The 12,441-nt window shown below is 67.0% G+C and carries 7 protein-coding genes; 2 read left to right on the forward strand and 5 right to left on the reverse strand.

Translation table 11 applies throughout. The features are described from left to right. Positions 1 to 3: 3 nt before the first annotated feature. Entirely contained in the window at positions 4 to 2,874 is a 2,871-nt protein-coding gene (locus tag HMPREF2581_RS27620; protein WP_003091308.1) for a S8 family serine peptidase, read from the reverse strand. A 377-nt stretch (positions 2,875 to 3,251) separates the two neighbouring features. Here HMPREF2581_RS27620 and cprR point away from each other — a divergent pair, with 377 nt between their 5' ends. Beyond that, on the forward strand, positions 3,252 to 3,923 hold the full coding sequence (cprR, locus tag HMPREF2581_RS27625; RefSeq protein WP_003091311.1) for a cationic peptide response regulator transcription factor CprR: 672 nt from the start codon (positions 3,252 to 3,254) through the stop codon (positions 3,921 to 3,923). After that, positions 3,920 to 5,215 (forward strand): cationic peptide sensor histidine kinase CprS, encoded by a 1,296-nt coding sequence (gene cprS, locus HMPREF2581_RS27630; RefSeq protein WP_003138535.1) that lies wholly within the window; start codon positions 3,920 to 3,922, stop codon positions 5,213 to 5,215. Before cprR ends, cprS begins: the two co-directional genes overlap by 4 nt. A gap of 71 nt (positions 5,216 to 5,286) precedes the next feature. On the opposite strand, the gene HMPREF2581_RS27635 is transcribed toward cprS, so the two are convergent. The 4 genes from HMPREF2581_RS27635 to HMPREF2581_RS27650 all read right to left on the reverse strand — a co-directional run bounded on the left by HMPREF2581_RS27635 (position 5,287) and on the right by HMPREF2581_RS27650 (position 12,347). Continuing rightward, positions 5,287 to 7,668, reverse strand: coding sequence for an efflux RND transporter permease subunit (locus HMPREF2581_RS27635; protein ID WP_003138533.1), 2,382 nt, complete (start codon positions 7,666 to 7,668; stop codon positions 5,287 to 5,289). Between the two features lie 11 nt (positions 7,669 to 7,679). Continuing rightward, the gene (locus HMPREF2581_RS27640) at positions 7,680 to 8,777 is read right to left on the reverse strand and encodes a WD40/YVTN/BNR-like repeat-containing protein (protein WP_003110477.1); all 1,098 of its coding nucleotides are present in this window, start codon (positions 8,775 to 8,777) and stop codon (positions 7,680 to 7,682) included. A 179-nt stretch (positions 8,778 to 8,956) separates the two neighbouring features. After that, positions 8,957 to 10,324, reverse strand: a complete 1,368-nt coding sequence (locus HMPREF2581_RS27645) for a DUF1329 domain-containing protein (RefSeq protein WP_003091320.1) — start codon at positions 10,322 to 10,324, stop codon at positions 8,957 to 8,959. Between the two features lie 58 nt (positions 10,325 to 10,382). Continuing rightward, entirely contained in the window at positions 10,383 to 12,347 is a 1,965-nt protein-coding gene (locus HMPREF2581_RS27650) for a DUF1302 domain-containing protein (RefSeq protein ID WP_003110074.1), read from the reverse strand. Positions 12,348 to 12,441: the final 94 nt, after the last annotated feature.

Consider the following 12,441-nt stretch of genomic DNA (forward strand, 5'->3'; position numbering starts at 1 on the left):
GCGCTAGAAGTCGTAGCTCAGGCGCAGGTTGACGGCGCTGCCGCCGACCCGCTCGCCTTTCGTCCCCTGCAGCTCCAGGCTGCCCTGCAACGGACCGCGGCGGGCGTGCAGCGCCATCCCCGCACTGAACAGGTCGCGCCCCCGATGGGCCGAAACCTGCTTCAGGTCGACGCCCTGCAGGCTAGCCTCGGTGTGGCTCGCCGGCACTCCCAGGGCACGCTCGTAGCCCAGGTTCAGCTCCGGCTCCAGCGACCAGTCGGCCACCCGCAGGCTGCGCGCGACGCTCAGTTCCAGGGTGGCGAAGGTCGCATCCCTGGCCGCGCGGTCGACGTCCAGCGCCAGCTCGCTGTGCTTTTCGCGGAAACCTTTCCATTCCGTGCGGGTCGCCAGCAGGCCGACCCGCGGCTCGACCCGCCAATCGTCCTTGCGCCAGCGGTAGCCGCTCTTGACGCTGGCGTGGTAGAGCCAGCCCTCGCTGTCGCCCTTGGCCGTGGCAAAGCCCGGCAGGCGCCGCTTGCTGGCGGCGTCGAGGTAGCCGGCGCCGAGCATGGCACTGACGTAACCGCCCTGTTCCAGGCTGTCGAAGGCGTGTAGCAAGCCCACGGCGAGCTGGGTGATGTCCAGCTCGACCTTGCCGCCGGCGCTGTTGATCCGTCCCTTGGTCTGCGCCAGCGTCGCGCCGCCCTGGGTTCGTTCGTCGAGCGCCTGGACCAGGCCCAGGGCAATGCCGTCGCTACGCTCGCGACTGCCGCTGACGCCTGAGCGCCCCTCGTTGCGCAAGCCGGAAGCGAGCCCCTGGAACCACAACCGCGGCGCCTGCCCGGGCTGCGCCCAGGAAAGCTCGCCAAACATCGCGCGATCCACTTGCGACGGCTGCCGACTCAGGTAGGCCAGGCTGTCGGCATACACCTGGCCGCCGGCGCTGCGTGGCAGGCCAGCGAGATCGCCGCGCGCCAGGCTGGCCTGCAGCCAATCGTTGTAGGCGCCGGGGCGCAGGGCGATGGGCCGGTCACGGAGCGCGTTCAACGCCGCCGCGGAACGCCCGGCGTTGCCTTGTAGGTTGACCTGCCCCGGCAGGTCGAGCGGAGCCAGGGCCAGGGCGATGCCATCCGCAGCGAAGCGCAAGTCGTGGCGCAGGCCCCGCGCGGCCAGGCCCGGCGCCTGTTGCAAGGCATCGAAACCGCCCTGGTAGGTGGCGCCCCGCGCGACCGTCAGGAACTTCTGCCCCGCCCCCGCCGCATCGGCCGCCGTCAGTTGCAGCCGCCCGCCCAACCGGGCGAAAGCAGCCGCGCCGTCGAGGCGGATCGGCGGTTGCCCGCCCAGCGCCACCCGGGTCGTGCTCGACGGCGACAGTTCGAGCGAGCGGGTGAAGCTCGGCGCGCCCGCGAGGCGGTCGGCGGCGAGCACACCGTCGATCCGGGTCGGCGCGGCAATGGTGCCGCCGCCGCCCAGCTCGCCGGCCCGGGCTACCCTCAACCCCGGTCCTTCGAGCGTGCCGTCCACCACCAGGCGCCCGCCGCGAACCTCGCTGGCGGCAGAGAACCGGTTGCGCCCGGCGAGCGCCAGTTCGCCGGCCTCGACCGCGACCCCGGCGAAACGGTTATCGCCCGACAGCCGCAGCGCGCCGCTGCCGGCCTTGCCAAGCATGCCACCGGCGCGGATGTCGTTGTTCCAGGCATCCCTGGCATTCCAGCCGCCGCGCGCCGCGTCCAGCGTCACCCGCTGATCGCCGAACAGCTGGCCTGGTCCACGTACCGCCCGGGCCAGGTCCAGCAACCCCCAGCCGAAACGCGCGTCGACCCCAGGCTCGCCAAGATCGACGGCGGTGCTCAACATGGTCATCCGCACCTGCGCCATGTCCATGTAGGGAAAACGCTCGGCCAGCAATGCCGCGCTGGCGCTGACTAGCGGCGTGGCGTAGGAGGTACCGCTCTGGTCGGCATAGGTGTAGGTCAAGCGTTCGGCCGAGGCACCGTTCGCCGCGGCCACGTACATGTCGCCGGGCGCCGCCAGGCACCAGTCTTTCGTCACCCCGCACTGGTTGGAGTAGTCGGTGAGGTCGCGGTCCGGACCCAGCGCGACCACGCTGAGGAAACCGCTTTCCAGTCCGGGCATGAAGCGCGGCAAGGTGGCGAGCAAGCCGGGCTGCGCGCGGCTTTCGTTGCCGGCTGCGAACACCAGCAGGCGCCCGTCGCGCACGCCGTCGGCCAGGGCATTCAGGTAGGGATGCGGCGCTGCGGGATCGATCGCCGCATAAGCGGCATCCACCGCGGCGGCGTCATTGCCGATAGGATCGTCGTTGTAGCTGTTGTTGATGATCCGTACCGTCGGCGCGCCCCGGTAGAGGGTGCTCAGGGCGCCATGGACGAGTTCCTCGCTGCCCGGTTGCAGCAGGCTGGCCTGGCTCGCCGCTTCATCTTGTTCCTCCTCTATGTCGGCATCCTCGTCATCGGCTTCGTCGCTGGGCCTGATTTGCGTCTGGAAAAGCCCGACCTTCGGCGCCACGCCACCACGATAGGTGAAATCGGCAATGACCTCCGGCCTGGCCGCGATGATTCCGCTGACATTCGCGCCATGGCTGGCGACCTGGATTTCTCCGCTTTGCTCATCGCGATCGAAGAGCGGCCGGGAGGGATCGGCGATCGCTTCCTCGCCGTCGATGGCCACTCGGTTGGCCAGCGGAGTGATCGCCTGGCCGGCGAACGCCGGATGCTGCGGAAGGAAACCGCCATCGATCACCCCGACATCCACGCCTTTGCCGGTCAGGCCCAACGCGCGCGCGACCGGCACGCCGATGAAGTCCTGCTCCCAGCCGCTGGACCGGGCTTCGGCCAACGCACAGGGCGACAGCGATAGCGAAACGCCCAGCGGCACCAGTGTGCGTATCCCGCACTTTCGAACATCCTTCCAACGCGTCGTCCGCGACATGGCAAAAAATCCCCCAAAAACGAAAGGCACCCGCACTCTTCGCGGATGGCACCCGGCAATAGCCTGGCGGCTAGCGTTCCGAGCAGGCGCACGCTAGCTCCCGGGGGGTTAAAAAAGGCTTAACGCGGACACGCCGACGGGAGCGGCACGGGGTCACAGCGGAGGCGCAAACCGGGTGGGCAACTGGACAGCCCGCGCCCCGATCGACGAACATCGCTGCCCGACTCGCGAAAACCGCCGACCGCCCGCCTCTCCCGAACCGCCCATGGCGCGACGGCCATCCACCGCCAGTCGACCAGCCCATTCGTCACGCGACCCAGGCCATGCATATCCACGTACTCGTCGTCGAAGACAACTTCGATCTCGCCGGCACCGTCATCGACTACCTCGAGGCCGCCGGGGTGGTCTGCGATCACGCCCGCGACGGCCAGGCCGGCCTCAACCTGGCGCGCGCCAACCGCTACGACGTGATCCTGCTGGACATCATGCTGCCGCGCATCAACGGCCGGCAGGTCTGTCGCCAGCTGCGCGAAGCCGGCCTGCAGACCCCGGTACTCATGCTCACCGCCCTGGATACCCTGCAGGACAAGCTCGACGGCTTCGACGCCGGCGCCGACGACTATCTGCTCAAGCCCTTCGAACTGCCGGAGCTGCTGGTCCGCCTGCAAGCCCTCAGCCGGCGCCGCAGCGGCCAGGCCCAGCGCCTGCAGGTCGACGACCTGGTGATGGACCTCGACAGCCGCCAGGCCAGCCGCGGCGGCACGCCCCTGGCGCTGTCCCCCACCGCCTGGAAGATCCTCGAGTGCCTGATGCGCGCCAGCCCCGCGCTGGTCACCCGCGAGCAGCTGGGGCGCAGCGTCTGGGGCGACGAGCCGCCGGAAAGCAACACCCTCAACGTGCACATGCACCACCTGCGCAGCACCGTCGACAAGGGGTTCGCCACCCCTCTGATCCATACCCTGCACAGCGTCGGCTTCCAGCTGGAGCGAAAATGAAACGCGGCCTGAGCCTGATCCCCATCGTCGGCGGCGGCGTCAGCCTGATCCTCGCCGGGGTGCTGCTGGTCTACACGCGCATGCTCGGCAACTACGGCGAGACCGGCGCCCTCTACCTGCTCAGCATGATGATGGAAGAGGAAGGGCTGTACTTCGCCCAGCGCTACCAGGAAGACCCGGCTACGCCGGCGCCGGACAGCTACTACTTCAAGGGCAGCGTCGGCACCGCGGGGCTGCCGCCGAAACTCAGGGAGATGCTCGACACCCCGCCCTACAAGAGCATCGGCGCCATGCAACTGCTCGGCAACTGGGACGACGATGACGAAGAGGAGGATGACGACGCGCCCAGCGACGATGCCTACGTGGTGGTCCGCCAGCCACTGGCCGACGGCAAGACGCTCTACCTCTACGACAACGACGCCGCCGGCAGCATCGACACGCCGCTGTCCGACGCCATCATCGACGCCCGCGTCAGGCAGACCTGGATCGTCACCCTATCGGTCACCCTGCCTTCGCTGGCCGCCGTCGGCCTGCTGGTCTGGTTCATCGTCGCGCCGTTGCGCAAGCTGACGCGCTGGTCGATGACCCTCGACGACCTCGCCCCGGACAGCCAGCGGCCGCGCTTCAACTACCGCGAACTCAACGTGCTGGCGGATACCCTGTGGAACAGCGTGACCCGGATCAAGGACTTCAGCCAGCGCGAGGAGCGCTTCCTGCGCTACGCCAGCCATGAGCTGCGCACCCCGCTGGCGGTGATCGGCATGAACCTGGAGCTGCTCGACCAACCCGGCCGCGCGCCCTCCCCGCATGCCTTGCAACGCATCCGCCGCTCGGCGCTGGCCATGCAGCAGATGACCGAAACCCTGCTCTGGCTCAGCCGCGAGAGCGGCGAACTGCGCGACGACGGACACATCGAGGTCGGTCGCCTGCTGGAGGAGCTGCTCGAGGAACAACAGGCGCTGAGCCAGCGCCGCGGCCTGACCTTCCACCTCGACGTGGAGCCACACAGCCTGCCGCAGACCCGCGCGCGGATCATCATCGGCAACCTGCTGCGCAACGCCCTGCAGTACAGCGACGAGGGCGTGGTGGAAATCGTCGTGCGCGACCGCAGCCTGCTGATCAGCAACCCCATCGGCGCGGCCCAGGGCACGGACGAGTCGATGGCGTTCGGTTATGGCCTGGGCCTCGACCTGGTCCAGCGCCTGTGCCAGAAGAGCGGCTGGCGCCTGCATTACAGCAGCGACGAGCAGCGTTTCCGCTGCGAGCTGCTGTTCCCCGCCACACCGGACTGAAGCGCGGCGGCCTTCCTCCGCGCGAAAAAAACCGCGGCCGGGGCCGCGGTCTTGGCGAGGCTCGGTGCGACTCAGTGAGCGAACAGCGAGGCCTTCCTGGCCTGCAGCTTGGCCGGGTTGATCAGGAAACGCGCCAGGGCCGGCAGCAGCCAGAGGGCGCCGAACATGTTCCAGAGCAGCATGAAGGTCAGCATCAGGCCCATGTCGGCCTGGAACTTGATCGCCGAGAAGATCCAGGTGGCCACGCCGATCGCCAGGCACAGGCCGGTGAACAGCACCGCCTTGCCGGTGGAGCGGAGGGTCTCGTAGTAGGCCTCCTGCAACGGCAGGCCCATGCGCAGGAAAGACTCCAGGCGGGTGTAGATGTAGATCCCGTAGTCCACCCCGATGCCGACGCCGAGGGCGATCACCGGCAGGGTCGCGACCTTCACGCCGATGCCCAGCGCCGCCATCAGCGCGTTGCCCAGCACCGAGGTGAGGATCAGCGGCAGGACGATGCAGAGGGTCGCGGCGAAGGAACGGAAGGTGATCATGCACATGGCCGCCACGCAGATGTACACCAGCACCAGGATGATCAGTTCGGACTGCTTGATCACCTCGTTGGTGGCGGCCTCGATCCCGGCGTTGCCGGCGGCCAGCTGGAACTGCAGGTCGTCCTTGTCATTCTCCGCGGCGAAGGCCTGCACCGCCGCCACCGCGCGGTCGAGGGTCTCGGCCTTGTGGTCGTTGAGGAAGACCAGCAGCGGCGCCAGCGAGCAGTCGGTGTTGTAGAGACCGTCGGCACGGGCGATGGAGTTGTTCAGCACGTCCTGGTTGCGCGACAGGGTCTCCCATTTCAGGTTGCCTTCGTTCATCCCCTTGATCACCTGCTTGGACACGGTGACCATCGAGATCGCCGACTGCACGCCCTCGGTGTTCTCCAGCTTCCAGGCCAGCTCGTCCATGGCCGCCAGGGCCTGGTGGGTGGAGCAGCCTTCCGGGGTGGTCTTGACCATCACCACCAGCACGTCCGAACTGGTCGAGTAGTTGCGGATGATGAAGTCGTTGTCGAGGTTGTAGCGCGAGTCGGGACGCAGTTCCGGCGCGCCCTGGTCGAGGTCGCCGATCTTCAGGTGCTTGCCATACCAGAGGCCGCCGCCGAGCATCAGCAAGGCGATGGCGATGGACACCGGGGCCACCTTCGGGCTGGCGAAGTTCGACAGCAGGCGCCAGAACGGGTGCTCGCGCACCGCGTCGTCCTTGCTGCGCTGCACTGCCTTCTTGCTGATGCCGATGTAGGAGATCGCCACGGGCAGCAGGATCAGGTTGGTGAAGACGATCACCGCCACGCCGATCGAGGCGCCGATGGCCAGCTCGCGGATCACCCCGATGTCGATCACCAGCAGGGTGATGAAGCCGACGGCGTCGGCGAGGATCGCGATCATCCCGGGCAGGAACAGTTGGCGGAAGGTCAGCCGCGCCGCCATCAGCGCATTGTCGGCGCCGCTGGACTGCAAGGCGATGCCATTGATCTTCTGCACGCCGTGGGAGATGCCGATGGCGAAGATCAGGAACGGCACCAGCATCGAATAGGGATCGAGGCCGAAACCGACCAGGTTGAGCAGGCCGAGCTGCCAGAGCACCGCCACCAGGGTAGTGATCAGCACGGCGATGGTGCTGCGGATGCACTTGGTGAACCAGTACAGCAGGACCAGGGTGATCAGCAGGCAGATACCGAAGAAGCCGACCACCATCACCAGCCCGTCGATCAGGTCGCCGACCTTCTTCGCGAAGCCGACGATGTGCACCTTCACGTTGGGATTCTGCAACTGGTACTTGTCGCGGATCTTCTCTTCCAGCTCATGGGAGAACTGGCGGTAGTCGAGCTTGATCAGTTCGCTCTGGTTCTTCGGGTTCGGGTACATCTCCAGCAGCGGTACGTCGACGATGCTCGACTTGAAGTTGTTCGCCACCAGGCGGCCGATCTGCCCGGACTTGAGCACGTTGTTGCGCAGTTCCTCCAGCGCCCGCGGCGAACCGTCGTAGGTCTGCGGGATCACCTCGCCGCCGGCGAAGCCTTCCTCGGTCACTTCGGTCCAGCGCACGCTGGGGCTCCACAACGACTTCAGGCCGGAACGGTCGACGCCGGGGATGTAGAACACCTCGTCATGGATCTGCCGGAGCGTCTCCATGTACTCCTTGGTGAAGATGTCGCCGTTCACCGCCTCCACCGAGATGCGCACGGTGTTGCCGAGGTTGGCCAGGTCGTTGCGGTGCTCGAGCATTTTCTGGATGAACGGGTGCTCCAGCGGGATCATCTTCTCGAAGCTGGTGGACGGCCGCACCTGGGTGGCCTGGTAGAACAGGAAGACGCTGACCAGCAGGCAGAGGAAGATCACCACCGGCCGGTTGTTGAAGATCAGGCGTTCGAGCAGGCTCGCCTTGTTTTGCTGATGCTGGTTCATGGCACTCATGCGACCCCGCCTTATTGTGGTTGTTCGAGCGCGGCACCGTTCGCCGCAGCGAGGTGCACGCCGCCCTGGCCGACCAGGATCAGGTGGCCGTCGCCGGTGGCGCTGACGCCGGCCAGGGACAGCCGGTCGGGACGGTTGAACACGCTGAAGCTGCGCCCGCCGTCGGAGCTTTCGAGGACACTGCCGCCGTGGCCGACCACGACGATACGCCCGTCCGCCAGCAGCGCGCCGTCGGAGAGACCGAATTCCAGGTCGCCGGACGCCGCCTTCAGCGGTATCTCTTCCCAGCTGTCGCCGAAATCGGCGGAGCGGAACAGGTGGCCGCGCAGGCCGTAGACCAGCACGCCGCCCGCATCGGCGGTACCGATGGCGCCGAACAGCGAGCCCTCGTAGGGGCCTTCGAGTTTTTCCCAGGTGGCGCCCCAGTCCTTCGAGCGGAACAGACTGCCGGCTTCGCCGACCACCAGCAGGCCGTTGTCCTTGACCGCGGCGATGGCGTTGAGGTGGAACTGGTCCTCGTTGTCCAGGCGCTCGCTGACGTCTTCCCAGTGCTGGCCGCCGTCGCGGGTCTCCAGCAGCGCGCCATAGGCACCGACGGCCAGGCCGTGCTGTTCGTCGGCGAACCAGATGTCCAGCAACGGCGCTTCGCGGCCGAGGTCCTCGAACTGCCTGGTCCAGGTGCTGCCGGCGTCGTCGCTGACGAGGATCTGCGCATCGTGCCCGACCGCCCAGCCCTTGCGCTCGTTGACGAAGAACACCGAGGTGAGCAACTGGCGGGTCGGCACCTTGGCCTGGGTCCAGGTCTTGCCGTCGTCGTCGGAGAGCAGGATATGCCCACGGTCGCCGACCGCGACCAGCCGCTTGCCGGCATGGGCGACGCTGAGCAGCAGGCTGCTGGCGGCCTTCGGCGATTCCACGGCGAATTGCGGCGGCGCGGCGGTTGGCGTCGACTCGGCCAGAACCGGGGTGGCGGCGAAGGTCAGAAGAGAAAGCGCCCCGAGAAACGACAGGGCCCTGCTGGCCAGGGGCGATCTGGAAGGAATGGCCGGATGCCGCGAAGCGTCCGCGGATTGGCCGGGCGAAGTGCGCCACGTCATGGGCTCACGCATGGATACCGTCCCCGTTGTTGTTATTAGTGGTTCGTGGTGAGCGTTATATAGCCAGCGTTTGGCGACGGAGACAATTGAAGCCACGTTATCTTTTGTTAAGCGTGTAAGCCGTCTGTAACGGGGGATCGGCGCCGCCCTCCTCCCCGGAGGGAAGCGGTCGGCGCCGGCGAGCGGAGCGATCAGCGGGTGCCGCGGCGGCGCAGGGCCGAGGGCTTGAAGTAGGAGTCGTCCGGTATCGCCTGGGTGAAGTCGATGGTACCCGGCTCCTCGTTGTCCAGGTTCTGCACGTGGTAGCGACGCGCCTGCAGGTCGTGGAACACGTCCAGCGCGCTCCAGGTGTACGGCAGGTCGTAGAAGTTCTTCAGGTAGGCCATGGACACCCGCCACAGTTCGCCGCGACCGTCGTACTGGTCGACCACCGCCGCGCTCCAGCTGTCCTCGTCGAGGTACAGGGTGCGTTTGGAGTAGATATGCCGCGCGCCCGGCTTCAGGGTACCTTCCACCACCCACACGCGGTGCAGTTCGTAGCGGGTGTATTGCGGATCGAGATGGCCCGGCTTGAGCAGTTCCTCGTACTTCACCTCGGGGCTGCTGACCTTGTAGTTGTTGTAGGGAATGTAGATTTCCTTCTTGCCCAGCAGCTTCCAGTCATAGCGGTCCGGCGCGCCGTTGAACATATCGGTGTCGTCGGCGGTGCGCAGGCCGTCGGCGGCGGCGATCGGCGTGTCGTAGGCAAGGTTCGGCGCACGCCGCACACGGCGCTGGCCGGCGTTGTAGCCCCAGGCCTGGCGCGGCTCCTTGACCTGGTCGAGGGTCTCGTGCACCAGCACCGCGCCGCCGGCCAGGCGCGCCGGGCTCTTGGTGAACGACAGGTAGTAGAACATCAGGTTGTTCAGGTCGGCGAAGCTGCCGCCCTTGAGGTAGTACTTGAACAGCGCTTCCTGCTGCGAGGTCACCAGCGAGTAGCTACCGTTGCGCTGTACCGCGACTTCCGAGGCGCGGCGCACGACATAGGTACCGCGGTAGCGGGCGACGTGGTTCCACAGCGCCTCCACGCCGCTCTTCGGAATCGGGAACGGCACCCCGCCATAGGCGTCGGCGAACCCGTTGCCGCCGTCCAGCAGCCTGGCGCTGGTGGCATTGGCGAAGGTGTTGTCGTACAGCCACTGCGGCGCCGAGCCGGAACGGCGACTGGGGTAGACCGGCATCCGGAAGCTGTCCGGGTAGGTCTTGAACAGCGCCAGTTGGCCCGGGGTCAGGTGTTCCCTGTACTGCTCCAGGTTGGCCTTGTCGATGGTGAACAGCGGCTTGTCCGCGGCGAACGGGTCCGGGTGGTGCTGGCCCGGCTTGTAGCCGGCCGGCGCCTGGGTGATGCCGCCGGTCCAGGCGGGAATGCTGCCGGCGGCGTTGCCGGCCTTCTCCGCGCCCAGCGGGGTGAGGCTCGACTTCAGTTGCGCCGCCTCGCCGGCGGAAACGCCGGCCAGCGCGCCGCCGCTGCCCAGTGCCAGCGCCAGGGAAGCGCCGATCAGCAGGTGCTTGTTCAACATGAGGGTTCTCCGTGTGAGGTGCCGGGCGCTCGCGGCGCCCGTGTCGTTATCGGTTCGGTCAGAAGGAGTACTTGACGGTCAGGCCGATGTTGTCGCGGTCGCGGATGTTGTTGTTCTGTCCGCCGCCGTAGAACTCGGTGTACTGCAGTTCGCCTTCCAGGCTGTTCAGGTAGGTGGCCTTGACCCCCAGGGTGTAGGCCTTGCGACCTTCGATGAAGTTGCCGGTCTGGTAGGAGTTGCCTTCGAAGTCGTCCTTGTAGACCACGTAGGGCGACACGTTGACCCCGGCGAACACGTCGTTCCAGGTGCCGCTGAGCAGCAGGGTGTAGCCGTAGGCGTTGCGGTTCACCTGGTCGCCACGGTCGCCGCCGGAAACGTACGAGCTGTTGCCGCGCCCGGCGTAGTAGCGGGTGCTGCCGTCGTAGGCGGTGTACTTCAGGCTGCTGCCACGCAGGTGTTCCGAGGCCAGCTCGGCGACGCCGGTCAACGAGTCGAAGCTCAGCGACGGGCCGAAGTTGTAGATGGTCCCGAGGGAGGTGTTGAACGCCTCGACCCGCTCGTAGTTGTGGATCTGCCCGCCGAGGCCGACCATCTGCCCGCCGACGTTGATCTGCCCGCCGTTGGCGGCTTCCGCCGCACCGTGGGCGAGGTCGCCGATCAGGTCGTTGGTGGCGGCGATGCCGATCGGCAGGTTCGGCCGATAGGCCAGCTCGCCGAACACCGAGGCGTCGCCCACCGTGGTGTTGAAGCTGAAGCCGTACATGCGGATGTCTTCGGCGAACTCGCGGCGGGCATTGATGTTGCCCATCACGTCGGCGGTCACCAGGCCGTTGGCCAGGGCTTCGGCGAGGTTGCCGGCGATCGGCCGCAGGGTGTTGGCCAGCGCCGCCAGGTCGGCCCCGGCATAGTCGCCGATGTCGGCGTACAGGGTCGGCTCCTTGGAGTGGTAGTTGACGAAGTAGAAGCCGAACTCGGTGCTGTTCAGTTCCTCGGCGATGTAGCGGAAGGCCACGCCGAACTGGCCGTCGTTGCGCGCGTTGATGTCCTTGCCGATGGACGACACCTTCATTACGTTGCCGTAGGCCGGGGTCACGCCGTTGGCATAGAGGCCGGTGTTCTTCAGCGCGCCGCTGAGCAGCGGATTGTTGCCCAGCGCCTGGTACAGGCCGATGACGTTGCCGAAGCCGGGCACCGGGGTGTCCAGCGCGGTGCCGGTGAAGTCGCTGTAGCCGGTGTTGCCGCCGTCGGCGAACAGGTCGGTCTCGGAGAAGAAGGTACCGACCGGGTCGAGGCGGGTTTCCTTCCAGTTCCACTGGTAGAAGGTTTCCATCGACAGGTTGTCGGTCAGGCCGATGTTGAAGCTCAGCGCCTCCACCGGCATCAGCACTTCCTTGAGCTCGGAACCGGGCAGGCGGTACTTGGCGGCATCCACCGGGTTGGTGGTGTTGACCCCGCCACGGTAGAAGATGCCCTCGCCCCAGTTGAACACCTGGCGGCCGAAGCGCGCGCTCAGCGGCATGTTGCCGATGTCCCAGCTGCCGTAGACGTAGGCGTCGAGGATTTCCGCCTTGTGCCCGGCGATGTCGCGGGTCTGGCTGGTGAAACGGTCGTCGTGGGGATAGCTCTGGCTCGGCTGCGATGGATCGTTGTGGCTGTAGTAGTCGTTGCGCTTGTCCATGATCTGGGTGTCATAGAACGCCGTGCCGCGGATGAACACGCCATAGTTGCGCCAGGTCGCCTCCAGGTCCGAGGTGATCTTGTAGACCTCGGAAACCAGGCCGGTATCGAAGTTGCGGTTGCCGTCGTTGGTGTTGATGTCGTTGTTGCTCTTGTCCTGCCCCTGCACCCGCCACAGGGTGCCGTAGGACAGGGTGGTATCGAGCGAACCGGACACCTCGTTGTCGAGGAAGCTGAATTCGACGGCCTGGGCCTGGCCGCCCAGCAGCGGCAGCAGCCCGGCGAAGGCGAAGCCGGCCCGGGCCGGCGCGGAGCGCAGCCGGGGCTGGCGGTTGGGGATGTACATCGGGAACTCACTCCATGTGGTCATGCGTTGGGCGCCGCCACTGCGGGCGGTTCGCCGTTCGGCCGTTTCTCTGCGGCCTTGTTATGGGTGGTCG

Source organism: Pseudomonas sp. HMSC057H01 (assembly GCF_001836405.1).
GTDB lineage: Bacteria > Pseudomonadota > Gammaproteobacteria > Pseudomonadales > Pseudomonadaceae > Pseudomonas > Pseudomonas aeruginosa.

Bases quoted from the DNA above. Each gene is read 5' to 3' on its own strand.
- cprR (WP_003091311.1), top strand. From the start codon at position 3,252: ATGCATATCCACGTACTCGTCGTCGAAGACAACTTCGATCTCGCCGGC.
- HMPREF2581_RS27635 (WP_003138533.1), bottom strand. From the start codon at position 7,668: ATGAGTGCCATGAACCAGCATCAGCAAAACAAGGCGAGCCTGCTCGAA.
- cprS (WP_003138535.1), top strand. From the start codon at position 3,920: ATGAAACGCGGCCTGAGCCTGATCCCCATCGTCGGCGGCGGCGTCAGC.
- HMPREF2581_RS27650 (WP_003110074.1), bottom strand. From the start codon at position 12,347: ATGTACATCCCCAACCGCCAGCCCCGGCTGCGCTCCGCGCCGGCCCGG.
- HMPREF2581_RS27645 (WP_003091320.1), bottom strand. From the start codon at position 10,324: ATGTTGAACAAGCACCTGCTGATCGGCGCTTCCCTGGCGCTGGCACTG.
- HMPREF2581_RS27640 (WP_003110477.1), bottom strand. From the start codon at position 8,777: ATGCGTGAGCCCATGACGTGGCGCACTTCGCCCGGCCAATCCGCGGAC.